The sequence below is a fragment of the Sphingobium xenophagum genome, assembly GCF_002288285.1.
Classification (GTDB): domain Bacteria; phylum Pseudomonadota; class Alphaproteobacteria; order Sphingomonadales; family Sphingomonadaceae; genus Sphingobium; species Sphingobium xenophagum.
Window position 1 is genome coordinate 2,309,306 of record NZ_CP022745.1, and the last position, 24,129, is coordinate 2,333,434.

Consider the following 24,129-nt stretch of genomic DNA (forward strand, 5'->3'; position numbering starts at 1 on the left):
TCAGGCAAGTTGCGTCCTCACCAGGTTAGCGTAATTGGACCAGCCGGCGCTGGGATAGATGACCGAACCCGCGCCATTGGAGCCGGGCTGGGCCTCGGTGCCCCATGCGACGGCGGAGGTCAGGCCGGTCGCATTGTCCTCGCCCAGCTCGCCGGGGAAAACAGATTTATGGAAGGCCGACGACAAGGTGTTGCCGTCGTTCGAGTTGAAGAAGCGTTCACCGCGCGGAACGAACGTCATCGGCAGTTCCCGCTTTGCCCGTCCAGTGACAAGCCGCACCTGATCCATCTGCCCGTCAAACTGCTGATCCGGCGTTCCGATGATTTGCCCGGTCATATCGTCCAGTTCTGCGATCCAGATCCGCAGCCGCGATCCCTGCATTCCCGGTGCAGCCAGGTCGACCGCAGCGGTGGTACTGGCAGGCAGGAAGGTGAGCGAGAAGGCAGGAACCTCGTCGCCAACCCCTTCTTCAAATGCCTCCATCGACCCGATGATGCCGAAGGTCGGATCACGCGCGATATATTTTTCCGACGCCCATGGCACCCAGCCGCCGTCACACAGTCGGATCGTCCGGCCGTCGCGCAATTCCAGCTTCAGCAGGCCGCTCAGCCGCACGCGCCTCATGGATCGGCGGCTTACTTCGACGCCACGCCGCTCAGGGCGAAGCCGCAGCCGGCGATGAACGCTGCCAGTGCCAGGATCGCGCAAAGCATCGCCGCCATTTGCGCGATCGACCCGGCCTTGTACGGCGGCATAGGGTCATGGCTTGCGTCCTTATCCGCCATCGCATCCTGCGCATTCCAGGCCAGATATTGCGCCACGATGTAAAAGCGGTCCTGGGACAGGTGCGCGCCCAGATAGGCGCAAATGTTAAAGACCAGTCCTGCCGCGAAAATGCCAAAGGCCCACCACAGCGCCGCGAGATCGAATGTCACGGCACTGGACGACCCCACGAAGCTGAACAAGGCTACCAGCGCGCCGCCGTTGATCAGGGTCAGCGCCTGTAAACCGCTCTGCGCAAAGCCGATCGAATAGCTCAGCCGCGCTGTCGCTTCCGCCTCCTGCGATGCACATTCTCGCTCCATGCGCATTATATCCTGCTTTGCCATCAGCCCATTTCCTCGATCGTGAACTGGATGCCGGTCACCCGGTTGGCGCGTGTCAGTTGCCAGCTCTGTTCATTGCCCGCTATGTCGCCCTCGATCATGGGCTGGTCCAGATGCACGGTCGCGCCATCGGCGAAAGGGACGCGCAGATGTTCGCCCAGCGTGACGGTCACCTTGCCGTCGCCCGCTACGATGCCGCCCACAAACACATTGTGCAGATAATGCTGGCCCGTCGCATCCTCGATCGACATCCAGAAGCCCTTGGCCAGATCATAGCCCGGCGTCAGGCCGCGCAGTGACAGGACGCGCCCCGCCTGGTCCGCGCCATCGACCACGGGCGAACCCGAACCGCTCTGATCGACGCCCTGCAAAGGGTAGGCAGTGCGCAGCCCTTCCTGCTTTCCGCGCACCAGGTCAGCAATCAGGGCGGATCGCTGGGCAGCGGTCCCTATCCCCATGCTGATGGCGGCGCGATAATGGCCGCCGGGCCGGTCGATCCGCACACCCACCGCATTGGTCGCGCCGCGCACTGTGCCGCCGACATCGACGAAAGCAGGCGTGACCGATGCGGGCAGGTCGCTGGCGGACAGTTCGATCATGCGAGCCTCCGGCTGTTGCGTCGCGACACCGCCTTTTGCGCCCCATTGCTGGCGCCAGACGCGATGATCGGCGCAGCCGCCCCCACGGTCTCCGCGCTCACCCCGGCACTGATCCGTGTCACCTCGACATCGAACAGGTCGCCCTTGATGACGCGGACCTGAAGCCCGTTATCGTTGCTGGCCATGGCCCGGCGTGTGTCGCTGGCGGTCATGACCTGCGCGCCGCGCGGCATGTTGACGATTTCCGGCCCATTTTCGCCGACCAGCATGGCGCCGGCGGGCGTGTACATATTGCCGATCGCGCTGCCGGGAACGCTCTTCTTGCCCAGCAGCCCAAACAGACTGCCGATCGTGGGCAGGTTGCCGCCGCTGATCTGATTCTGAATCGGGTTGATGACCGCCAGTTTCCACATGGCTGAAACGACATCGTTGATGGCGCTCATCGCCACATTCTTCCAGCTGCTCCAGTTGCTGGGGTTCAGCACCGTATCGACGACATTGGACCCGATATCCCGCATCGCCATCATCCGCGCATTGCTGTCGTCCAGCGCATTGGTGAAGGCGATCTGTGCGGCCTTGGCCTTCATCAGATCTTCGACCTGTTGGGCGGTCAGGTTTTTGCCGTCGCGCTCCAGTTCCAGCTGATAGCGGCGCAATTCGACCGCCGCCTCAATCTCGCGCCGACTCTTGCCCCGCAATTCCCATTCGAGGTTAAGCAGGGCATTACCAGCGCTGATGTCGTCATTCGCGGCGCGGAACGCCTTCTGACGCTCGGTGATCTTGTCGCCTTCTTCCGCCAATTTCGCGCGCGACGCGCCACCGATGTCTTGGTTGTTCGCCCAGCCATTGCGCTGTGTCGTCAGCGCCATATCCGCTTTAGCGGCCGCTTCCGCTTCGCGCTGCCGCTCTCGCTCGGCAGCGCGGGCGGCGCGCTTTGCTTCACTCTCCGCAGACTTCGCCGCCTTGGCATTTGCCTTGTCGGCCACGCCCATGGCGTCAAGCTTAAGACGGTTGTCCCAAGCCATCTGCGCGCCGGCGACTGTCGCCTCTGCCGACCCGAGTTCGTTCGCCAAACCGGCACGTTGTTGCTCCAGCTGGCGGCGGCGCTGCATGGCCGCGCGCGTGCCCGTGCTGTTGGCGATTTCCTGATCGAGCGCCTGTAATTGACCGCGAAGCTGCTCCACGCGGACTTTGCCCATGCCAAGGTCATTGGCCGTCACACGGCCCTGCGCGGTCGCCAGGCGATTGAGTGCGGATGTGAGGGAGTCGACCTTTTTCGAAGCGGATTCCGCATCGTCGCCGGCGGCGAAAAACTTTTCGCCCAGCATTACCGCCAACGGAATGGCAACGCCGATCGCGACACCGACCGGACCTGCTAATATGCTCGCAAACCGAGCGAACTTGCTGGCTCCGCCTTCTGCCCCACCCGACATTAATTGCAGCGCCCCGATCGCCTGTGGCGCCTGCATCGCGAATGCCCTGATCGCGTCCGTCCCGCCGATCACCTGGACGGCGAAATCCTGCGCCTGAAAGCCCAGCTGCTGCATGCCGGCACGCATCGCACCCGATGTCGCGACGTGACGCGTCTGCGATGTGCTGGCACTTTCCAGCGCGGCTTCTTCCATCCGAAGCTTCGCGCAATATTCATCCAGTGTGATCGACCCTGCCGCGATCAACGTTTTGGCCTGCGCCATTTCATTGTTGAACCGTTGCTGCGCCGCCCAGGTAGGATCGAGTTGCGCGCGCAGGGCAGCTGCGCCGGCTGTCAGCCGCTCCTGTTCAGCAAACAATTCGCGAAAGGCGGCGGCAGAAACGCGGGCCGACCCTTCCTGCAACGACGAACCCGTGCCAACCGCATCGTTGATCCGCATCTGCATCGCTGTTTGCGGCATGATCGCGGCTATCTTTTCCGCACTGGCTGCCATGCGACGACGCGCCGACTCTGCGTCATCGGCAGCCTTGTCAAACCCGCGTGACCAGCGGGCGGCAGCGGCCTCACCCGCCTCGCCAGTTTCGCGGAAGTCGCGTTTGACATCTTCCTTGCCCTCCGTCCCAAGGCGGATAGCGACTTTAGGCGCTGTCATTGTCCGGTCGATCCTCGGTCATCTGGTCGAGCAGGATGCGCTCGATCGGTGGCAGAACCTGTGCAAGCAGGGGCATGTCGGCATGTTGGGCTGCGCCCAGCGCCAGGACGGCCCCGAAATCGAGACCATAGGGAGCGCCCATGCCAGCGCGGAGCTGGCGGCCGCAGCCCGATATCACGTCCCAGACGGAGACCCCGGCGTCGGTGCGCAGTTCGTTTTCGCGATAGGGGCAGCTTTTCTCGCGCCCTTTTTCCGGGTCCGCTTCGCACCGGCCGTGACGCTGCGCCTGGCAGACCGATTGGCAATATCCACTTCCTGCGTCGCCCCCGCTGAAATGCCATTCGGCAAGGGCGATGATCCGTTTTTTTCCAGTTCCTTCATGACGAACGGACGGACATAGGCTTCGTCCAATCGTTCGAACCGGATCGGATCGGCCAGGAAAATGGCAAGGCGCTCGGGCGTCACCGTGACCGGATTGCCATCGCCGTCGCCAACGCCGCGCCAATCGTCGATCCCCGCCATCAGCAGGCTTTCGGACAATATATCGCCTGCCTGTTCGACCAGTTCGTTGGGCAGGGGAGCATCGTCATCGTCGGGCAGGCCGCTTCCGATCGCGGATGCAGCCGCGCGACGGGCATTGCGCAGCGCGACGCGACCGATGGGCACGAAGTGCACCTCGACCGCCGGCAGGTCGCCGATGGCGGCCTGCACCGTAAACCACCACGGCTCCAGCCTTTGCTTTTCCGCGTCCAGGTTCAGCATCAGAAACTGTCTTTCTGCTTGCCAGTGCGCCACTCGATGCGAATCTTGCGCTCTTCCTCGATCAACTTCATCCGGTCGCCCTCGCGTACCAGATTGCCGCTCTCGACGGCGTAGCGCACGACGCGGCCGGTTTCGGCATCCGCTTCGATCACCTTGGCGATCAGGTCGCCCGTTTCAGCGTCCACCACGCGCAACCGTGCACACACGTCCATCGGGGTTACGCCGATTTTGGCATAGGTGGGTGGAGCCTCTTCCTCGGCGGGACTTGCTGCCTCAACGGGTGCGTCCTGAGACGTCGCGACGGGTTTGGACTTCATGGGATACTCCATCAGTAGCTCGAAACAGCATTGACCAGTGTTGCCGTGACCTTGTGGCCTCCCGGCGCAGCTGCGGCCTGGCAGTTGAAATCCGCAGTGATGCCGCCCGGGCCGTTGATGGTGCGCTTGGTGCGCGGCAGGAACACGCGAGGCATGGCGAATTTCAAGCCACTCGGACCACGATCCCACCCGATGCCGGTCAAGTTGACCGGCGTGCCATCCGTCGCCACCGTCAGCAGGTCCAGACTGTTGAACCGGGCAGTGAAGCGCAGCTGCGCCTGGACGACTCCGGGAACGACGCCGCCAATTCGACCGTCCTGGCGAATGACCTCCACCTTCTCCAGCGAATTGGATAGCGACAGGTCCGCCGACACGATATTGCCGAGCGGCGTGCCATCGCGCTCGATCAATCCCGTCGCATGGGCAAATCGCGCTCCTTGCTGCACCGTTGGCGTGCCCGCCACTGATGCGGGAACGGCGGCGGTTTCGCCTTGGGCGATGAGCGACACGGTCGCGTTGAGCATGCCCGATCGTCCCATGCCGATCCGCAGCTGATTGACGACAGCACCATAATGGACCGAGAAGGACGGCACGTCAGGGTTGCCAACCTCGATCGACAGCGATGGCAGCGCGGCCGCGCCCGACGAAAAGCCGTGTACATATGGCCCGGTGCCTGACACCGTTCCCGGCCCGAAAAAGGCCTTCAGCCAGAAGCCTATGGCCGCAATGTCTACGGGCACGACGATATCGCCGTCATTCGTCGCCACGTCATAGGCCGGGTCAAGCCCTTCACGCCCGAAGCCGAGCTGATCATCCTCGATCAGCGGTCGTTCCTCGCCCATGGAGCTGCTAACGAAGGGCAGCTTTTTGAACCCGCTGGCCGGGGTCACGCCATAGGTCGCTTCCGCGACGGCGTGCAGCACGGCGTTGATGCCCATCGCAAAACCCATAATAGGTCTCCGTTCTTAAAGAGGATTGTCTGTCGAATATTGAGCGATGATGTCGAACATCCCGCCCTTCTGCGTCTGGCCGCCGGTGACATTGATGTTCACAAGATCCAGCGCCGTGACGTCGATATAATTGACCAGGCCGCCCAGAAAGCGGTCGGCCTTGATCGGGGCCGCGATCATGGTCGCCATCCGATCCAGCACCAGCCGCAGCGGCTCGGACGACGTATAGGCTGCAATCTCCACCGGGATGCGGTGCGTGTAATGATAGGTCGGCGGCGACAGGTCGATGTCCGGCTCGCCCAGTTCACCGTCACGAAGCCAGACTGTGCCACGCGGATCTATGCGTCGCGGCCGATCGCCACCATCATCGTCGAGCGAGATGATCAGATAATCGGGCACCGCCAGGCGGATCAGATTGGAGACCGCCTGATCCACCGCATAACTTTTCGCCATATCAGCCCCACTCGGATGCGATGCGCCGCGCGACATTGGCGGCGCGCTTCTGTGCCGGCCCGTCCAGATCGAACAGCCGCGGCATCCGCACCCCGCGCACCAGATTGAACATCAGCACCGGCTTCTGCTTGCGTGGTGCCATGCCGCGCCGTCCCTGCGTCCTGCCGGCCGTCGCGCGGCGATAGCCCCCGGACAGTCCCGACACGACGTCGATGAAGGCCGATCCCTTACTGCCCTCGATCACGACCTGAAGCTCCGCATTGAAATGCAGTTCAACCTCTTCGGGTGACATCCGCGTTCCATTGGAGCGCTTGACCGATGACACATAGGCGCCACCGCGCCGTCGGGCAGGGACGTTGCGGGTCGGTATCCACAGCCATTTCGCACCGTTGACCGGGCGAATATGTGCGCCGCGCGCAAACGCGTCGATGATGGCTGGCGCATTCGACCAGATATAGCCCGCCGGGTTGAGTGACCGCCCGCCCTTTGGATAGACTTCCGCACGCCATGTGTTGGCGAGGCGATTGCCCATGCCCGCGTCACGAACCTGCTGGCGATAATCCATGGTGAGATCGCGCGTCTCTTCGCGCATGATCTGCGTGACATCGTCGGCGATCTCGCCTTCGATGACGCCTAGCAGTTTGGTGAGAGATCCGGGCCGATATTCAGCGCTGATCCTCATCGCGATGCATCGACCGGCTCTGCGCCGATCGTCCATGTCAGATTTTCGGTATCTCCCACGGGTTCCCCGGTCAAAACCAGTTCCTCCACCGGGGTGAAGATATCATTTTCTCCGATCTGCCCGACGATGATCGTATCGCCTTCGCGCAGCTCCGGCAGCTGGGATTTGCGGACTTCGATCAGGTGCGAGCCGGTGATAATGGGTGCATCGCCGAGCCGCGCCATCTGGTCGTTGCGCGACCGTATGATGCGGACACCAGATGTATGCACACCGAAAATGGAGGTGTGCTCCGCCGCTTCGGAGCCGGGTGCCGTGAATATGGCGTCCAGCGCCGAAGCGAACGGATCGGGCATTATGCTGGAGTACCGTTGAGCTTGACGCGCCCGACGGTATCGGCAGATGCGGCGGCCTGGACCGATACGCCGACATAGGTGTTGCCGGCGGAAGTGGTGGTCAGGCGCTTATTGGTATTGTCCCAGTATACCTTGGCGAACGCGGTCCAGGCTTCGCCAGTCGCCTTGGCCAGATCCCAGACGTCCCTCACGCGACCCTCGACCGAAGCGCCGTTGGCGGCATCGGTCAGGGCAACGGCGAATTGGGCGCCAACCAGAAAGCCGCCACCGGCGGCGACAGCGTAGGGTGCGGTGAAGGTCAGGGTTTCCCCCGGCTGAACATAATTGCGTGCCATCGCGGCTTACTCCTTTGCGGTATCGGCCGCAGGCTTGGCAGCGCGCCGGCTTGGCGCACCCCTGTCGGCATCGGTGGTGATGGATTCTGCAGGTGCCTGCGCATCCTGCAGGTCGGAAAAGTCGTCCGTTACGTCCAGCGCGGCATCATTCTCGATGACACGCTTCGCCTCTTCGTCGGTGACGTGCAGGACACCCTCGTGGGGGTGACGCAACACGCCGTTGACGTGAGCGGCAGTGGCAAGTTTGATGAATTTCATGGATGGTCTCCTGGAATAGCCGGCGCGACCGAAACCGCGCCCGCTATCGCCTCAATGTCCCCCGACGGTTATGCCCCCGGCTGCTTGTAAGCGGAGCGGTAGTTCACCGCGCCGACGCCGTAATCGTGCCGCACCTTCCATTCGACGCCATCGACCCGCCAGCCGTCCTGGCTATCGGTGAATGGCTCCGTGACGCCGTTGAGGAACACAACCTCAATCGCAGGCGCGACATTCGGATCGGCAAAAGCGTAATAAGCCGTGCCGGTGATCCGCTGCGTCGCCACGATGTCGCTGAACATGCCCTTCACGATATTCGGCTTCTGGAGCTTGTTGACGGCATCGGGGTCATATTCGCTGCCATTGATCGTCAATGCAGCGCCACGAAGGCCACGCGGGACCAGCAGCACGCTCGGCGTGATTTCAAGATACTCGTTTCCGCTTATATCCTTCTGCGCGCCCATCGCTGCATCGATAGCATCAAATGCCGCCATGCTGGGCGCAGCGCCCGGGCTGGCAAGATTGCCATGGTTCGCGTGAAACAGGGCCACCCCGTCGTTCATGACCGGGTTGGAGTTGAGCAGCGCGTAGACATCGATTTCGATCGTCAGCTTTGCGGCACGCCCCAGATCGACGGCGAGGCCGGAAAACACTTCCATATCGTCATTGACGATCGCCTGGCGCGACAGGTTGATGATGTTGCCCTTCGTGGTCGCGCGGATCTTCTCCTTGGCCAGGTCGGGGATCGGCTTATTCTTGAACTCGCCAGCCTCATTGACATTGTCGAGCGCGCCGAAGCTGCCACGCAGGTAGCGGCTGTGATCACGGAAGTCCGTTACCGTACCGGTGCCGCAGAAGCGTGACCATGTGTCCGGTGTGATTGCATAGGCCGCCTGCAGGGTGCGATGGATCGCATTTTCGAACAGGACGGGGAAGTCGCTTGTCGTCTGCGTGATCACCGCGCCCCGTGCAGTCATGGCTTCGCGCACGATTGCATCGGGGTCACGCGAGGCGATGTTGATGCCCATGTTCGACAGGGCTTCACGCGCCAGATCGACGTTGCGCACGCCGCGGAACTCGCCGGGATCGATGCGCAGGGTTTCGCCGCGCGCGGCGGCGGCCTGCTCGATCATGGGCGCGACGCCAGCTTTCACGAGAATCCAGTTGGTCGCGCCTTCGATGAACTTTTCGCGCTGATCGGTGGTGACCCGAGCGGGACTGTTATGACCGATATTGGCGGCGTCACCCTGTTCAGCGAGCTTGTCGAGGATCTTCTCGCGCGCGACGGCAAGGGTCGTGTCGGAATTGATCAATTCATCGATGAACGCGGCCTCCATCCCATGCTTGGCACCGAGATTGCGGATGCCGGCGACACGCGCGCGTTCGGTGGCGACGGCGCTCTGGACATCTGCGGCGGTCAGGGCGGTAACCGAGGTGTCGGCAGGCGACGTTCCGGGCGCTAAAGCAAGCGCGCCGGTGGCGGGCAGGGCATCCTTGGCGTCGAGCGCGATGGCGGAATTGCGAATCTTGTCAATCTCTTCCTGGGTGCCGCCGTCCTTCTGGAACTTGGCGATCGCGGCAACCAGCGCCGCGCGGGTCTGATAAAGGTTCATGGAATTGTCCTTGGTCTTTGGCGCGGGCGCCGTCGGGGTGGTGCGCGCCATCGCCATTGCGGAGATGAGCGGGCTATCGGGCACATGCTTGAACCCGAATGCTTTGACGTCGCAGGCGGAAGCGCTCGACGCTTCCGAGACGGACGTTATGAAATTCTGCTCGAGGGCCTGCTCGGATGTGAGCCAGGTCTCCGCATCGAGCATCGCGATCAGATCATCGGCAGAAATGCCGGTCTGACCCGAATAAATGCGCACGAGTTGATCGCGGATGATGTCGAGCTTGTCTGCGGCGGCGCGCAGTTCACGCGCATCGCCGATCGCGACATCCCAGGGATTATGGATCATCATCAGCGCGTTGTCGGCCATGATGATCTCATCGCCCGCCATGGCGATCACGGACGCCATCGAGGCGGCAAGGCCGTCGATATGAACAGTGACCTTCCGGCCCGCCGCCTTCGCGCCGACAATGGCGTTGAAGATGGCGAGGCCTTCCATGACGTAGCCGCCGGGCGAGTTGATGCGAACGACGATATCCCCGTCGCCGCCAGCGATCAGTGCGAAGATGGTTTTGGCGTCCAGGCCGTCCCATTCATCGCCGACGATCCCATAAATCAGGATTTCGATCATTTCGCAGGGTTCCTCTGATCCGCGTTTGGTATCTGCACTGAGTTGCCGACCTGAGTGACGCGGCGGGGGTCGCTATCGAGAATGATGCCCAGGTCATCGAGCCGCTTCATGTCGGCCGCCAGCTCAGCGAAGAAGGTGTCGGGGTCATCGCCATTCTCGCGGATGACCTGGCTGTGAGTCTTCTGGCCTGACCGCACAGCATCCCGGTTGGCCGGAACCTCGCTGGCCGGGTCGAGCATCTCATGTTTTGGAGGCGTCCAGCGCATGGAAACGCCGGTTACGTCGTGGCCTTCCATCTCCGCAGCTTCGATAAACCAACGTTCGACCGAGGCACAAAATTGCCGGATGAACATGAGCCATTGCCACGTATCCACCGAACGCTTGAACGTCAGTCGACCAAGCCTGCCTGAGATGAAACTGACCTTGGATAGATCGCCAGTCAGTATTTCCACTGGCACCCCAAGCCCCGCGGCAATCGCAAGATGCGACACGCGGGAGTAGTCCATGTAACCGTCGACAGTAGGCGGCGATGGGAAGGTTATCTCTTCACCCGGGCGAAGATATTGGACCGTGCCGCTTTCAACAAAATCGAGCGGTTCGCGGTCAGCGGGATATTCCCCACCATCCCCGTCATTGCCGATGCCCGGGAACTGGCCGTCATCATCACCGCTGACAAAGCCGGCGAAGGCAGAGGCAATTTTCTGACGCGTCAGTTGCGCGTCCTCATAATCCCCGAAGTCCTTCAGCCGCAGGATGACCGGCGCGAACCACGTCGCACCATGCTCTTGCTCGGGCCGGTCAGCACGGAAGACGTGGGCAACGTCACGATCGAGAACATAGGTAGACGTGCTATCGCTGGGCCGTGTTGAACCCGGATGCGTATTATAGAGCCAGTAGCCTTCGCGACGCCCGAGCGGGCTGAATTGGATGCCATGGACGTAATACCCGGCCGTGGTGCCGGGCGACGCCGCCATCGGGCCATGGCGCGAGCCGTCGATATAGTCAGGCTCCAGCAGCTGAAGCTGCATAGGCAGGGGGAGGCGGTCACTCTTTCGACGCCACCGGCGGCGCAACAGGACACTGCCACTGACTACGATGGTGCGCGCCGCCTGCAGCTGGATGCCATAGAGGTCGTGCCGTCCGGCTGCATCGCAATTGGTGGTATCGAAATGCTTGCGCGCCAGGTCATTCAGAACGGCGTCAACCACACCATTGCGATAGACCTGAAACGTGATGCCCGTGCCGACAATATGCTCGGCAATTTTGTTTGCACCCGACGTGGCCCAGGGATTGTTGCGATCGAGATCACGGGCAATCCCGCGCAGCGCCATCTGGGTGGCAGGGGTCAGTTCGCCATTTGCGTCCAGCCGGGTACGGCGCCATCCCGCAGCGCGACGACCGACAGTCGCGCCGTCATATTCTGCACGTTGAGCCGTTCGAATGCGTTGGCGGACGGGCTTTGCTTTGCCCGCATCCACACCTTCCTTGCCGCCGCGACCCAGTAGGCGGTCGATAAACTTCGGCATTACAGCCCGTTCCGATAGTAGGGCGTCCGCCGGCGCAAAACGCCACTCACCGCCTGAGCCTGCATCTTGAGCGCCGCTTCAATGACCTGCTCCGCCGCGATCAACTGGTCGAGCGACTGATATTCCGTTTTGCGCCCATCCGCGAAGGTGACGGAACGGATGCCGGAGGCGATTGCCGAGCGGACGGTCGCAAGGTCGGACGTGGTCCAGGTCGTCATGCTACCGCCTCCTGCTAGTATAGGGATTACGTCGGCGCGCATGAGCTTGCCGATTAGTTGTTTGTGTCGATGACAGCTTCTTGACTTCAGAATTCTCGACCGCATCGGATGCTGCAAAGTCGATCGATTGGAGTGTCAGGCGATCATCCAAACCGACTTCCCTCTGTCTGGTCGCCGCTGTTTCAATGTAACTGTCATTGTCTTTCGCCAGGCGCGCAGTCGCCACTTTGTTAGACGATGGCGATCTCATATCTGGCGTTGGCCATTGCACCCGGAATGTTTTCGGCACCCACCGCATATCGGTGCGTGACTGGGCAAAGGGCGGCTTCAAGATCGCCGCTTCGCCATAGACCAGAATATCCAGCGTCTCGTTCCGTGGCCGCAGCTTGACCCATTTGCCCTTTTTGAGCTCTTCCGCCGTCAATTCATCGACATGATCATCGTCCAGATTTTCGGGCAGATGGATATAGCCCGGCCCTGGCAAGTCACGGCGCAGCTTCGCGTCGATGATATTCTTGATCTTATGGACATTGGGTATCCACAACCGCGCACTGCCACGTCGCGCACCGCCCTTTGCCTTCTGGTCGGCAAACTCGCCTGGTGGCATCAGCTTACCTTTCGGGTTCGACCCGCCCTTGACAAGCGTGATGCGCGACGAATGAATCCCCAGCGCCCGTGCCGCATTCCAGAACCATTTAGCCCCAGCCGTGGCCTGGTCACCTTTCTGGTCGCTGCCGCCGGTGTCAATCGTGACCGACAGTATCGGTGCATAGCCAACCGGCTTGCCGTCCGGGCCCTGTTCCGCGAGCGGATATTTGCGATCGAACAGCGGAAGCAGCACCTTCCAATGTTCGTGATGGATGAAGGGGGACACTTGCGTCAGCCCATCGTCCAGCACGTCGATCGCAAAGCGGTCGATCAGCCAGCGTTCGCCATCTTTGCCATAACCGACCGCGCCGCCCTCGAACCGGTCATGCTGAACGTCGATGATGATATTGACGACCATGGGGCCGCGCGGCACCTTGCCCAGCTTCCAACCTGCCCGCCGCCGCTTCTTCAGCACGTCGACCGCGATCGGCTTCTCGCCGCTTGCCTGAGACCGGTAATTCTTGCCCGCCTTGGTATTGATGAACGTCCGCAGGTCGCTTTCATCCTGCCGCGTCTCCCAGGCAATCTGGGCCGCGCGCCAGATCCGCGCCAGGCGGGGCCAGCTGGTCAGCGCCATCAGCCCATCAACCCGAAACGTCCGCCGCCTTTTGCTGGCCGTTGGATTGGCGGCGACAAAACCCCTGTTCGGCAGGTCGATCAGGCTGTCGAGCACCGCGCGCCTGTCCTGCGGCGTCAGAACACAACCGTTACCGGTCCCGCACACGACATGCGCAGTATGTTCGGCGTCATCGGCGTTGCCTGTGCGATCAAACTGCAAATCGCGCAATATGTCGATTTCCCAGCGTTCGCCGCAGGACGGGCAGACAGGATGGATGCGTTCATCCGTACCTTCCGCCACGAACGCCTCGACGCCGCCGCCATCTTCCCGCGCCGGCGACGACGATATGAACTTCTTTTCGCGGCCTTCATGCGATGTGCCGCGCCCTTCCAGCAGGCCAATCCCCGAGCCCTGACCGCCTTTATCCTTCGACGATCCGATATCTTCGTCATACTGGTCGTAATCGTCCAGCCAGCCATAGCGCACGGGGCGCTGGGTGAACTGCGCTGGCACCGGCCAGACTGACGCTAGCGACATGCCCCGAAACAGTTTCAGGTGGATGGCGTTGGCATCAGGCGACGGCATCAGCTTTTGTTTGACCGCCGGCGTTTCGTCGATCAGCGGATTGAGCCGCGTCTTGGAAAATATCCCGGCCATTGCCTGGTCGGGCTGGCAGACCAGCGAATCGGACGGGTCCGTGTCGATGATCCAACCCATCCAGGCCAGACCGATTTCTGTGCCGCCGCACTGCGATGGCTTGATCATGCCCACTTCCGCGACTTCCGCGTCGGACAGGCAATCCATGATTTCAGGCTGCCAGGGCAGCGTCGTCGGGTCATAGCCGCGATGCACGACCGCCCAGTGGCTGACACTGGTTTTCAGTTTGGGGCGGACATTATGCGCCTGTCGGCGCAATATATCACCGCCCGTCGTTGGGGGCGGGAGCCTCCAGCGCGGCGGCGGGATTGTCGCGCCGGTCAACAATATCCTTACCCCAATTCTCCATCTGATCGGCAAACCAGTTCTGGTCCGCGGCACGCAACGCCTCGATAGCCACCAGCTGCTCGCGGGTCAGGTCGATCTTCTTGGCAAGCCGCGCGCTGAACGTTGCCGCCCGCTGGGCATAGCGCGCCAATATGTCACCCACCGCACCATCGACCGATACCACCGGCACCAGTTCCTTGCGCAGATGCGCCAGCTTCATGGCTGAAATCTCTTCATCGACCAGCGCCTTGCGGTCAGCGATCGATAATGTCGGCCCGGCAGGTGCGACCAATCCCAGCTCCAGGGCCAGCTGGCCCAGTGCTTCGGACTTCTGTCTTTCGACTTCCGCCTTGTCGCCCTCTTTCGCCTTCCATGCCGCAATCGCGCCGGGAATGTCGATTTCATAGGCGTCGCCATTCGACCCACGCTTTTTCAGCCAGTCGCAATCGGGCTGCTCTTTCAGCCACTTCCGCAAGGTCGGCTCAGACGCCAGCCCCGTGGCGGCAAGGTCGGCAAGATTACCTAGCATCGCGCACGACCGAAACCGAAAGAACAAGAGTAACCGATTGAAAAATATGGCGCGCTGTCAGACACAACGACTTCGTCCCCCGTACTCTCTGCCTCTCTGGGAAGGACCCAAAGGGGGGAGGGGGCGCCGCCCGGCTGTCCCCGGCGACCCAATGGCCGCTCTGCCCACCCCAAAACGGCAGCACCCCGCAGGGCAAGGGCCATGCGGGGTGCTGCAAGGTCAGGAGAGGTTCGAAGCGCGCCAGTGCCGCAGCCATAAGCCGTGCACCAGCGTATCCACCGGATAGCCGATTTTGCCGAAAAGACGAACAAACTATATTTCATCATGGCAACATTCTACCCCTTGCGCCGTGTCTATGCGCGCGTTTCTGCGGTGTTGAGCGATGCACAAATGCAGGTCACTGCGCGCCCGTAGCGCATCCGCAAGCCGTCTGCCCCGCGCGCCATGCCCATGGGCCGCAGCAGCGCCCGCCACGGCACCACCTTGCGCCCCGCTGCCAGCGCCGTCACGGCCAGCACCACCAGCCTGCGGTCCCGCTCGGGTGCCAGCGCCAACCATCCCGACGCCTCTTCCATCCGCGCCATCTGTTCACGCGACAGAGGGATACGCGGCACCGGCTTATCCTCATGCGCTGCCCAGTCCCACCAATCCCGCACGATCAGGTGCCACGGCCCATCGCTGGCAAAGCCCCATGTCCCGCTTTCCGTCCGCCACTGAAACTGCATCGCCTCGACCAGACGCGCCTCGACGTCGGCAAAGCTCCAGAAAATCGACCCTTCCGCCACCGGAACCATCATGTTCAACCCTTCCGACATATAAAACACTGATTTAACTAACTATTTTCTTCTATTTGGAAGCTTTGGAAGGATTGGAAGGATATATGTATATTTTCATCGCGCCTGCGCATGCGCGCGCACGCATGTGTGACGGCAACATAGCGAAAACCCTTCCAACCCTTCCAAAGGCGCACAAATCCGCGCTTTCTCCCTTCCGATGAAGCTTCCACCACCCTTCCAGACCGGAAGCATTTTTGAACCTAGCGCACCGCCGCCGATCAGAAGTCGGGCACATAGTCGTCGCCGATGCCGGGCGGCGGCTCCCCATCGTCCACCATGCCCAGCACGGCGTCAGGCCGGGCCGCCATCTCCGACCGCACCTTCCCATGCTCATCGACAAAGTCGGACGCATCACGGACCAGGCGCATGCCCAGCCACTGCATTCCGTCGCTCTGCTTCTTGCTGAACCCCTTGTCGGCCATCGCCTTGCTGAAGCCCTTCTGGCTCCACTCCCGTTCGCCCGCCGCCTTGCACCAAGCGACGAACACCTCGTGGAGCTTCGACGACTGGATGCGCCCTTGCGGGTCCGCCTCGGTGCACAGGCGCAGGAATCGGCCCAGCGGGTCGCTGCTGTCGCGATATTCGGCCGTTGCCTCCCGCACCGCATCCGGCTCGATCAGGCCATGGTCCAGCCAGTCGATCATGCCCGCGACGATATGGTTCAGCACGCCGGCGGCTTCCGCCCGCAACTTGGCGGGCAACTCTTCGTCCCGATCGGCATCGGCGACATGGGCGTTCCACGGCACCAGCTTCATGCGCCGCCATATGCCTTCGTCGGTGCCGGGAATGTCCGGCTTGTAATTGCCGCCGATCGTCAGCTTGAACAGCGGCATCAGGTCGAAGAAGCCCCGATGCAGCGCGCGCACCGCCATCGGCTCCCCGCCCGTCGCGGCCTTGATCAGCGCTTCGTTGAGCTTGGCCCCGCGTTCCGGCTCCGACGCGCGCAACATGCGCACGCCGCCCAGGCGCGCCAGATCCGGTGACGCCTGCTCACCCCGCTTCTTGATGCCCTGGTCGAGGAACGTCTCGATGCCGATCGTGCCGCTATAGTCGCCCACGACATACGCCCACAGGTCTATGGCGGTCGACTTGCCGTTCGCGCCCAGCCCATACCAGAAATGCAGCTTCTGCTCCGATATGTCGCCACTGGCGCTATAGCCCGCCCACTGGTGCAGATAGCGGCGCATCGCCGGGTCAGGCTGCGCCCACGCCAGGAAACCGTCATAGATTGGCGACTGGGCCGTTGCGTCATAGTCCACCGGGGCCAGCTTGGTGTTCAGATCCTCGCGCCGGTGCGGCTCCAGCGTCACGGTGGCGCCATTCTTCTTGTCGCGCATGAAGCGCAGCGTGCCGTTCAGCACGTTGATGGCCAGCGGATCACGGTCGAAATCCTCGATCGGCGCGGTGACCCAGCGCTTGGCAAGGCCCGCGATGCAGCCCAGCTTGCCCGATGCCTCCGACGCGCGGCCCCATTTGGCGATCTGTTCGGACAGGATCACCGGCCCGCTGCTTTTCAGCTCGATCACCCGGTCCATCGCCGACACTTTTTGACCACTCTCGCGATGCAGCTGCCAGCGGAGCACCAGCACCAGCGGCGGCTTGCCCTCCAGCGGTAAATCCTCATCCGGCTCGACAAAGCCAGATGCCGCGACGAACGCGCTTTCGCGCTGGATCGCCCGCACCGTGTCGAACACGGCGGCCTGCACCTCCGCCGGCAGCGTATCCTTGTCCTGGTCCAGCACCTTCCAGCGCCGCCCGTCCCATCCCAGCCAGCCCTTGGCCGTGGTGAAGCGGAACGCCCCGCCATAGCGCGCATGGAACCGCTCGGCATTGCCCAGGTCGGTGCGCTGGCATCCGGCGCACCGCATGTCCATCAGCATCGGCGCAACATCGTAACCGCGCGCCACGCCAGCGTCGAAACTCTTGTCCAGCGCTTCGGGGTCGATCCCCTCGACATCGGCCGCCACCGCCGTGATCGCTTCGTCGGCCACATCCCGGTCCAGCAGGCCCGCCCCGACGCGCCGACCCATGCCCCAGGCGAACAGGCCCACCGCCTCGGCATCCCGTCCGGACTTGTCGATCGCCGCCGCAATCGCACCAGGCAGGCGCGCCAATGCCGCCGCGCGCAGCCGTTCCTGCACCGCCGCCGTCTGGTCGCAGAAGAGCGCTTCCACACTTCCAATTGGAAGCTTTTGATCCTCCACCACCCAAAGAGGTGCGGGGGGAATTCTTCGTCGAACAGCCGCCGCCAATAGGCCAGATATTGCGCCCGCGTCTCTTCATGCGGCACCGTGGCAGCCAGCCCGGCCAGTTCCGCCCAGATCGCGGCCCTACCTTCCGGCGTGGCGCGGTCACCGGCGGCCAGCACCCCGGACCAGATATAGCTGGACAGCGACAGCGCCGCCTCGACCAGATCGTCAATCGCGTCCCGGCCGCACGCCCGCACCAGATCGTCCGGGTCGGAACCCTCCGGAAGCATGGCGATCTTCAGCGAACGCCCGGGTCCGATCAGCGGCAGCGCGCGCACACAGGCCCGCTCGGCCGCCTTGCGCCCTGCTGCGTCCCCGTCCAGCAGCAGCACCGGGCAATGATGCACGCGCCAGGCGCGCTCCAGCTGCTCAGGCGTGATCGCGGTGCCCATGGGCGCGACCGCTTCGCTGATGCCCGCCTGGTCCAGTGCGATGACATCGAAATAGCCCTCGACCAGGATCAGCCGCTTGGCCGCGCGCGATGCCGGCGCTGCCCGGTGCAGGTTGAACAGAACGCGGCCCTTGTCGAAATGGTCGGACTGCGCGCTGTTCAGATATTTGGGAAGATTCTCCCCGATCGCGCGCCCGCCAAAGCCGATCGGCCGTCCCCGCCCGTCATGGATCGGCACCATGATGCGGTTGCGGAACTGGTCGCGCCGGCCATCATCCCCTTCGACGATCAGCCCCGCGGCGATCAGCTGGTCGACCGCAAATCCGATCGCGGCGATTGACCCGCGCGCGGGCGCATAGCCGATGCCGAAGCGCGCGATCGCCGCATCATCGACGCCGCGCGCCGCCAGCGCTTCCATGATCGCCCCGGCAGGCTCCAGCGACCGCGCGAAATAGTCGGCCGCCTCGCCCAGCACATCGCTGACATGCGCCGCCCGCCGCGCCCGTGCCGCCTGTTCGAGCGATTGTGCCGGCATGTCCAGCCCGGCGGCCTGCGCCAGCTGCTTGACCGCATCCATGAAATCCATGCCCTCATGGATCGTCAGCCAGCTGATCGCGTCGCCATGCGCGCCACAGCCGAAGCAATGGTAGAATTCCTTGTCGTCATTGACCGTGAAGCTGGGCGTTTTTTCGCTGTGGAAGGGGCAGCAGCCCTTATGTTCCTTGCCCTTATGCTCCAGCTTGACGGCTTTGCCGATCAGCGCGGACAGCGACGTGCGGGCGCGGATTTCGTCCAGGAACGCAGTTGATAGAGACACGAAAACCCACCCCGAAAATCAGGCTAAAAATTGCAGCGATGCGGTGATGCTGACCTACTGGTCGGCCTCGCCGAGTAGATCCGGCGCACGAAAGGGCGTCAGTATGTCATACAGGCACGGTCCGGCGCTGGCGGCGTCCCATACGCACCAGATCACCTCCATCGTCGGCGCGCCGCCATCCAGGAAGTCGGGTCGCCAGTTGAGCGCATGGATGCGCGATGGCGGTCGCCAGCGCCAAAGGCCGGTACGCTTTTCCGCGTGCCAGAATGTCGATTTAAGCAGCAGCGCGACATAGCGGCAGTCCAGATCGCCCAGCAGGTGCCGGATCATCTCGCCCGCCAGTGCGAAGGGCGGATTGGTGACGGCCACCGGCGACAGCGCGCGGCGGCACGTCAGCAGATTCTGTTGGGTCACCCGGTGCGCCGGATCGGCGACCAGGTCCGTGGCGATCGTCATGAACCCCGCCGCCTCCAGCTCCGCCGCAATCGCGCCACCGCGCCCGCACGGTTCCCAGACCGGATGCTCCAGATCGACCGCGTCGCACAATGCCCGCCGCTCTGCCGCGATAAGCGCGCGCGTGACCGTGGGCGGCGTGGGATAAAAGTCATTGCCCTGCCGCTCGACCTTGCCGGCGCCGCCGGTCATCATCCGGCCCAGCCCCTTGGGCGACGCCGCCGCGATCGGCGGTTCCGGGAACAGGCCGGTCATTGTTCAAGATCCGGCGCATGTTCACCATGAAAATCGTCATGGGTATCGTTTCCGATTTGCGCATAGTGCGACCAGCAGAGATTGAACCGATCAAACCCGCCGCGCGCGACAGGTGCTAAGACATAAAACGCCTCACCCGGATTGCACCGGGACAAGCGCTCCGCCTCGGCCCGAGCCGAATGATAGCTTTCATGTTCATATACCGGTTGACGTCCTCGCCGACACCAGACCAGCCAGAAGGGAGGCGCTGCATCGTTCGCCATCGCCTAAACCCTCATCGGCATTAGGACATACAGCCGAGCGGCATCATCGCTCTGCTGCCACAGCGACGGCGCGGCAGCGTCCGCCAGCAGCACGCGGGCCTTCGTCCCTTCAGCGTCCGTGCCTTTCAGATGCGCCAGTACGTCCAGCAGGAAGCGCCCGTTGAACCCGATCGTCAGCGGCGCGCCATCATAGTCGCACGGCACATCCTCGCTGGCCGTGCCATTCTCCGGGCTCGCAACGCGCAGCGTCACCAACTCGGCCGTGAAATCCATCGCGATCAGCCGCGTCTTGTCGCTGCTGATCGTCAGCACCCGCTCGACCGCCTCGGCCAGCGCCGCCGGGTCGAACCATGCCGCCTTATTATTGCCTACCGGGATGACCCGCGTATAATCGGGAAATGTGCCGTCGATCGTCTTGCCGGTCAGCACGCACTGGCCCAGCGCAAAGCGGAACTTGCCCTTGCTCACCGCCACGTCGACCGGGCCAGCCCCTTCCGCGTCGATCAGCGCATCGAGCGCCGCGACTGCCTTGCGCGGCAGGATGATGCCCGGCATCGCCTCCGCCCCGTCAGGCACATCGCCATGGAAGCGCGCCAACCGGCTGCCATCGGTCGCGGCGGCGAACTGGCAAGTCGAGCCGTCCGGCACATGCAGATAGATGCCATTGAGATAATAGCGCGTTTCTTCGGTCGATATCGCAAAGCGCACGCTGTCGATCATCGCTGTCAAATCGCTGCCCGGCTGTTCCCACTGCGCATCCCAATCGCCCAGCGCGATCACCGGGAAATCATCGGTCGGCAGCGTCGGCAGTTTGAACCGCGCGCGCCCGCACCGGATGCTGATCCCGTTCTTGTCGTCCCGCTCGATCGTCGCGATACCGTCGGTCGACAGCTTGCCCGCGATCGACTTGATCAGGTCGGCCGCCACGCAAAACGCCTCTGTGCTGTTCGCGCCCGCATCCTCCAGCGCGATCGTCTGTTCGACCATCAGGTCCAGGTCGGTCGCGGTGAGCATCATCTGCCCCGGCGTGGTGCGGATCAGCACCTGGGTCAGGATCGGCACCGTCGCCTTTTTCTCGACCACCGTCCCGATCGCCGCCAGCGCCCCGCGCAGCGCCTTCACATTCACCTGGATCATGCCGCAGCCCCTTCATCCAAAGCACTGTCCAGCAGCGCGATCATCGCCACGACGGGCCGTTGGCCGCTGCGCTCGGCATGGCGGCACAGCCGGTCCCATGTCGTCGCCCACCGGTCGCGCACGATGCCCGCCGCCAGCAGAGGCGCGCCCTCCAGCGCCTTTTCCTGCAACGCCGACCCTATCGACGGCTTGCCGATCGGTCGGTTCAGGCCGGTGGCACGGGCCGCCTGCCGATTCGCAGCCGCTTCCATCGCCTCCGTCGCGACCTGTTCGGCCAGATCGGGCACCGGGTCCGGCGCAGCATCCACCGGCCACATGCTGCGCGCCAGCGCCAGGTCATAGGGATGCACCTTGCCCTCGCGGCGCAGCTGCACGATCGCAGCGGCAAAACTGCCGACCGACACCCCGGCGACCCGGCGCAGGTCGGGCATGGACCATCCACCGGCAGGGGCGGGGTGATCTCGCAGCGCGGCGACGATCGCCTCCATCGCGTCATGCATCGCCCGTTCCTCCCATCGCCTCGGCAATGGCCCGGCCGATCGCCAGTACCGCGGCATCCCGCATGTTGAGATTGGGCTGTTCCGCCTTGGCCCGGTTGATGGCGTCGCGCCATTCGCTCTGGTCGCAACTGCCAACGACCATGCCGATCAGGTCGCCCTGCGCCACGCCATGGGTCGAAACGCCCGCCGCGATGCCCGGAAAGATCGTCCCGAAATAGCGCAGCACCTGCCCATGAAACGCTACTGCCGCCGCCAGCAGGCTTGTGCGCAGGATCTTCTCGCCATGCTGGCGCACGCAATATTCCAGCCCGCCGATATTGCTGACCTGACCCGGCTTCCAGCTTTCTGGATTGGTGGTGGTCGCAACCGACAGGCCCGCCTGCGTCAGCGCCCCATGGATCACGGTCGCCTCGGTCTCCCCGGCGGCCAGCGCCGCCTTGAACAGTTCCAGCTTGCTCAATGGCCGCCGTTGCTGGTTGAGCGCGACGAACGCCGCCGCCTCATCATCGGCGCTGCGCGATGCCACCACCACGCACGGCAGGTCGAATATGTCGCCCCGCAACCGCGCCGCCGCCAGTCTGTGCTGGCCGTCGATCACATAGAGCGCGCCATCGTCCCGCTTGGCGACGTTGAGCGGTTGGCACAGCCCCCAGTCCCATGCCCGCGCAATCCGCTTGACCAGCGCCTGGCTGGCCCCGCTGTCGATCGACCGCTGGTAACTGTCGTCGATCAGCAGGTCGCCAAGCGGACGAAACTCCAGACTCGGCCGTCGCCCCGCCTGCGGCTGCATCTTGGCCACGCCGCTCACGCCGCTTCCTCCACGCTGTCGTCGGCCCAGCCGACATGATCGACATCGTCTGCCTCGGGCGCGGCGTTGTCGCCATGCGGATGTGCGTCATAGGCTTCTACCGAGGCCCAGCTAAGACCGATCGTGTCGGCATGTTCGAACAATTCCGTCAGATCATCATAGAGCGAACATTCATCAGCATCGGGACTGTTTTCCCGTGCATCTGCATAGGCACCGCTCTCCCAGCGAAAGCACGCGCAGCCGTCGACCAGAATGACCGCAGGCGGCGGCTCTATCGCCAGCACTTCATCGCGCCGCGCAGCCAACGCTTCAGCGCGCGCTGCCTTTGCCCGGTCCGCCTCTTCGCGAGCAGCAGCCTTCTCGACCTCCTGCCGGTCATATTCGATTTCGGCCGCAACCAGCTGCGCGTCGATATCCGCCGGGGTCACAAGTACGTCGATGCCAACGGCATAGGTCGGCCCGATGCCCTGAACTTCGTTGGCCCGCCATAAATCCGGCCGAGTGGTGCGCCAGAAAGACCGGCCCTCGACCTTGTCATCGCGGATCTTCTTGGCGGCCAGAAAGGCCGCGACGGATCGCACCGATTTAGCGCGCTGCTCCGCCGCGATTTCCTCTTGTGTCTTTGGCGGTGGTCCGCTGCCTTGGGCGGGCATCACATCGTCCAGGCGACCCGCCGGAACGAAAAACCTGTCCTCGATCGAGAATTCGCCATTCTGGTCGACGCTGGCAATGGCAACGATATCGATGCCTTTTGCTGCCGCGTCTTTGCGCATCTCATCATAGCTGGGCAAATTGTAGCGGTAGCCCCTGTCGACAAGCTTGAACCCTTTAGGGGCCTTCGGCAGCGCGCCACGTCGGATCCCAGGCGGGATCAATACGTCGGACGTGGTGGAAGCCAGCTTCTGCGATTGCCCCAACAATCGCTTCTTCTGAAAATCGGCCACCGCCCTCGCAATCGACAGGACAATAGGACTGTCGATGACCTTGCGATTGCCATAGCGCTCGGCATCGGCGAACAGATTATCTTCATACCGGCCGCCCTGTTCCTCATAGCGACTGGCACCGGCAAGCTTGAACAATGGGTCGGACGTCGTCATCTGCGCCGACTGATAGGCAAAGCGAATATTCCACGCCTTGTGCGGCTCATAGGACTTCTTTGCTTCTGCCGTGAACACGCGCAGCTGCAACTTGTGGTCCTGACTTTCTGCATAGGCCATCGCCGCATCGATTGTCAGCTGCCCCGCCCGCATCGCGTCCAGTATCTCCGGGGCCAGCGCTGCCAGGCGCAGCCGCTGCTTCACATAGCGCTCCGAAAATCCGAACTTCCTGGCCAGGTCTGCGGGCGACAGCAGCCCCGGCTTCATCAGCGCCTCAAACGCCAGAAATTCATCGGCCGGGTTCATGTCGCGCTTGGCCAGATTTTCCGATAGCGACAGGGCCACGGCGTCATCGGCGGGGCGCAGCAGCACCGGCACCGCGAAATCAGCGTCCAGCACGCCCCGTTCGCGCAGCAGCGAAAGCGCCTGCAACCGGCGTCCGCCGCCCACGATATAGACCGCAGCGGCATCGATCGACGTGTCGCCGCGATAGCCGATCAGATTCTGCAACAGGCCATGCGCTGCAATGTCGTCGGCCAGGCTGTCGACATCCACGGCCTTGTCGGTATGCCGCACATTTTCCGGTGCGCGCATCAGGCGTCCTAGCGGGATCATGTCGATCCCGCTCACCACCTCTGACACTGGTGTTTCTTCGATCGGCGCAACCGGCGCCGCTTTTTTCGCAACCCGCTTGGTAGCTGTGGGCATGGGACGTCCTTCTCT

27 protein-coding genes are annotated in these 24,129 nt (G+C 63.2%); all 27 read right to left on the reverse strand.

Features of this window, described 5'->3' with window-relative positions; all coding sequences use genetic code 11:
* The 27 genes from CJD35_RS11410 to CJD35_RS11535 all read right to left on the reverse strand — a co-directional run bounded on the left by CJD35_RS11410 (position 1) and on the right by CJD35_RS11535 (position 24,114).
* Positions 1-624 (reverse strand): hypothetical protein, encoded by a 624-nt coding sequence (locus CJD35_RS11410; RefSeq protein ID WP_174703645.1) that lies wholly within the window; start codon positions 622-624, stop codon positions 1-3.
* An 11-nt stretch (positions 625-635) separates the two neighbouring features.
* Positions 636-1,109, reverse strand: coding sequence for a hypothetical protein (locus CJD35_RS11415; protein WP_095687045.1), 474 nt, complete (start codon positions 1,107-1,109; stop codon positions 636-638).
* Complete coding sequence (locus CJD35_RS11420) at positions 1,109-1,705, reverse strand: hypothetical protein (RefSeq protein ID WP_095687046.1); 597 nt, start codon at positions 1,703-1,705, stop codon at positions 1,109-1,111. Before CJD35_RS11420 ends, CJD35_RS11415 begins: the two co-directional genes overlap by 1 nt.
* Complete coding sequence (locus CJD35_RS11425; RefSeq protein WP_095687047.1) at positions 1,702-3,789, reverse strand: hypothetical protein; 2,088 nt, start codon at positions 3,787-3,789, stop codon at positions 1,702-1,704. Before CJD35_RS11425 ends, CJD35_RS11420 begins: the two co-directional genes overlap by 4 nt.
* Positions 3,776-3,931: a DUF7697 family protein gene (locus tag CJD35_RS22735; RefSeq protein WP_167383151.1), complete on the reverse strand. Its 156-nt coding sequence runs from the start codon at positions 3,929-3,931 to the stop codon at positions 3,776-3,778. Before CJD35_RS22735 ends, CJD35_RS11425 begins: the two co-directional genes overlap by 14 nt.
* Before the next feature lie 32 nt (positions 3,932-3,963).
* Positions 3,964-4,551 (reverse strand): hypothetical protein, encoded by a 588-nt coding sequence (locus tag CJD35_RS11430; RefSeq protein ID WP_095687048.1) that lies wholly within the window; start codon positions 4,549-4,551, stop codon positions 3,964-3,966.
* Complete coding sequence (locus CJD35_RS11435; protein WP_157742306.1) at positions 4,551-4,868, reverse strand: hypothetical protein; 318 nt, start codon at positions 4,866-4,868, stop codon at positions 4,551-4,553. The genes CJD35_RS11430 and CJD35_RS11435 overlap by 1 nt, the downstream gene beginning before the upstream one ends.
* An 11-nt stretch (positions 4,869-4,879) precedes the next feature.
* Positions 4,880-5,818 (reverse strand): phage tail tube protein, encoded by a 939-nt coding sequence (locus tag CJD35_RS11440; protein ID WP_095687050.1) that lies wholly within the window; start codon positions 5,816-5,818, stop codon positions 4,880-4,882.
* Positions 5,819-5,833: 15 nt separating this feature from the next.
* Entirely contained in the window at positions 5,834-6,271 is a 438-nt protein-coding gene (locus CJD35_RS11445; protein WP_095687051.1) for a hypothetical protein, read from the reverse strand.
* A 1-nt stretch (position 6,272) separates the two neighbouring features.
* Positions 6,273-6,953 carry a DUF6441 family protein gene (locus CJD35_RS11450; RefSeq protein WP_095687052.1) on the reverse strand — a complete coding sequence of 227 codons (681 nt, stop codon included), beginning with the start codon at positions 6,951-6,953 and terminating at the stop codon, positions 6,273-6,275.
* Positions 6,950-7,306, reverse strand: coding sequence for a head-tail joining protein (locus CJD35_RS11455; protein ID WP_095687053.1), 357 nt, complete (start codon positions 7,304-7,306; stop codon positions 6,950-6,952). The genes CJD35_RS11450 and CJD35_RS11455 overlap by 4 nt, the downstream gene beginning before the upstream one ends.
* A complete protein-coding gene (locus CJD35_RS11460; protein WP_095687054.1) occupies positions 7,306-7,641 on the reverse strand; it encodes a DUF2190 family protein in 336 nt (111 codons plus the stop codon). The genes CJD35_RS11455 and CJD35_RS11460 overlap by 1 nt, the downstream gene beginning before the upstream one ends.
* Before the next feature lie 6 nt (positions 7,642-7,647).
* Complete coding sequence (locus CJD35_RS11465; protein WP_095687055.1) at positions 7,648-7,899, reverse strand: hypothetical protein; 252 nt, start codon at positions 7,897-7,899, stop codon at positions 7,648-7,650.
* Positions 7,900-7,967: 68 nt separating this feature from the next.
* The gene (locus CJD35_RS11470) at positions 7,968-10,136 is read right to left on the reverse strand and encodes a ClpP-like prohead protease/major capsid protein fusion protein (protein ID WP_095687056.1); all 2,169 of its coding nucleotides are present in this window, start codon (positions 10,134-10,136) and stop codon (positions 7,968-7,970) included.
* Positions 10,133-11,662 carry a phage portal protein gene (locus tag CJD35_RS11475; protein WP_095687057.1) on the reverse strand — a complete coding sequence of 510 codons (1,530 nt, stop codon included), beginning with the start codon at positions 11,660-11,662 and terminating at the stop codon, positions 10,133-10,135. Before CJD35_RS11475 ends, CJD35_RS11470 begins: the two co-directional genes overlap by 4 nt.
* A complete protein-coding gene (locus CJD35_RS11480; RefSeq protein ID WP_095687058.1) occupies positions 11,662-11,880 on the reverse strand; it encodes a phage head-tail joining protein in 219 nt (72 codons plus the stop codon). Before CJD35_RS11480 ends, CJD35_RS11475 begins: the two co-directional genes overlap by 1 nt.
* A gap of 1 nt (position 11,881) precedes the next feature.
* Positions 11,882-14,068 (reverse strand): terminase gpA endonuclease subunit, encoded by a 2,187-nt coding sequence (locus tag CJD35_RS11485; RefSeq protein ID WP_095687059.1) that lies wholly within the window; start codon positions 14,066-14,068, stop codon positions 11,882-11,884.
* Positions 14,007-14,600, reverse strand: coding sequence for a hypothetical protein (locus CJD35_RS11490; protein ID WP_095687060.1), 594 nt, complete (start codon positions 14,598-14,600; stop codon positions 14,007-14,009). The genes CJD35_RS11485 and CJD35_RS11490 overlap by 62 nt, the downstream gene beginning before the upstream one ends.
* A gap of 353 nt (positions 14,601-14,953) precedes the next feature.
* Entirely contained in the window at positions 14,954-15,397 is a 444-nt protein-coding gene (locus CJD35_RS11495) for a hypothetical protein (RefSeq protein WP_157742308.1), read from the reverse strand.
* Positions 15,398-15,654: 257 nt separating this feature from the next.
* Positions 15,655-17,316: a phage/plasmid primase, P4 family gene (locus CJD35_RS11500; RefSeq protein WP_338057770.1), complete on the reverse strand. Its 1,662-nt coding sequence runs from the start codon at positions 17,314-17,316 to the stop codon at positions 15,655-15,657.
* The gene (dnaG, locus tag CJD35_RS23025; RefSeq protein ID WP_095687063.1) at positions 17,310-18,893 is read right to left on the reverse strand and encodes a DNA primase; all 1,584 of its coding nucleotides are present in this window, start codon (positions 18,891-18,893) and stop codon (positions 17,310-17,312) included. Before dnaG ends, CJD35_RS11500 begins: the two co-directional genes overlap by 7 nt.
* A 54-nt stretch (positions 18,894-18,947) precedes the next feature.
* Positions 18,948-19,601 carry a hypothetical protein gene (locus CJD35_RS11510; protein ID WP_095687064.1) on the reverse strand — a complete coding sequence of 218 codons (654 nt, stop codon included), beginning with the start codon at positions 19,599-19,601 and terminating at the stop codon, positions 18,948-18,950.
* Positions 19,598-19,864, reverse strand: coding sequence for a hypothetical protein (locus tag CJD35_RS11515; protein ID WP_095687065.1), 267 nt, complete (start codon positions 19,862-19,864; stop codon positions 19,598-19,600). Before CJD35_RS11515 ends, CJD35_RS11510 begins: the two co-directional genes overlap by 4 nt.
* A gap of 3 nt (positions 19,865-19,867) precedes the next feature.
* Positions 19,868-21,001 (reverse strand): DNA polymerase III subunit beta, encoded by a 1,134-nt coding sequence (dnaN, locus tag CJD35_RS11520; protein WP_095687066.1) that lies wholly within the window; start codon positions 20,999-21,001, stop codon positions 19,868-19,870.
* Complete coding sequence (locus tag CJD35_RS11525) at positions 20,998-21,501, reverse strand: hypothetical protein (RefSeq protein WP_095687067.1); 504 nt, start codon at positions 21,499-21,501, stop codon at positions 20,998-21,000. The genes dnaN and CJD35_RS11525 overlap by 4 nt, the downstream gene beginning before the upstream one ends.
* A complete protein-coding gene (locus tag CJD35_RS11530) occupies positions 21,494-22,309 on the reverse strand; it encodes a DUF6551 family protein (protein ID WP_095687068.1) in 816 nt (271 codons plus the stop codon). The genes CJD35_RS11525 and CJD35_RS11530 overlap by 8 nt, the downstream gene beginning before the upstream one ends.
* Entirely contained in the window at positions 22,306-24,114 is a 1,809-nt protein-coding gene (locus tag CJD35_RS11535) for a ParB/RepB/Spo0J family partition protein (protein ID WP_095687069.1), read from the reverse strand. The genes CJD35_RS11530 and CJD35_RS11535 overlap by 4 nt, the downstream gene beginning before the upstream one ends.
* Between the last annotated feature and the right edge of the window lie 15 nt (positions 24,115-24,129).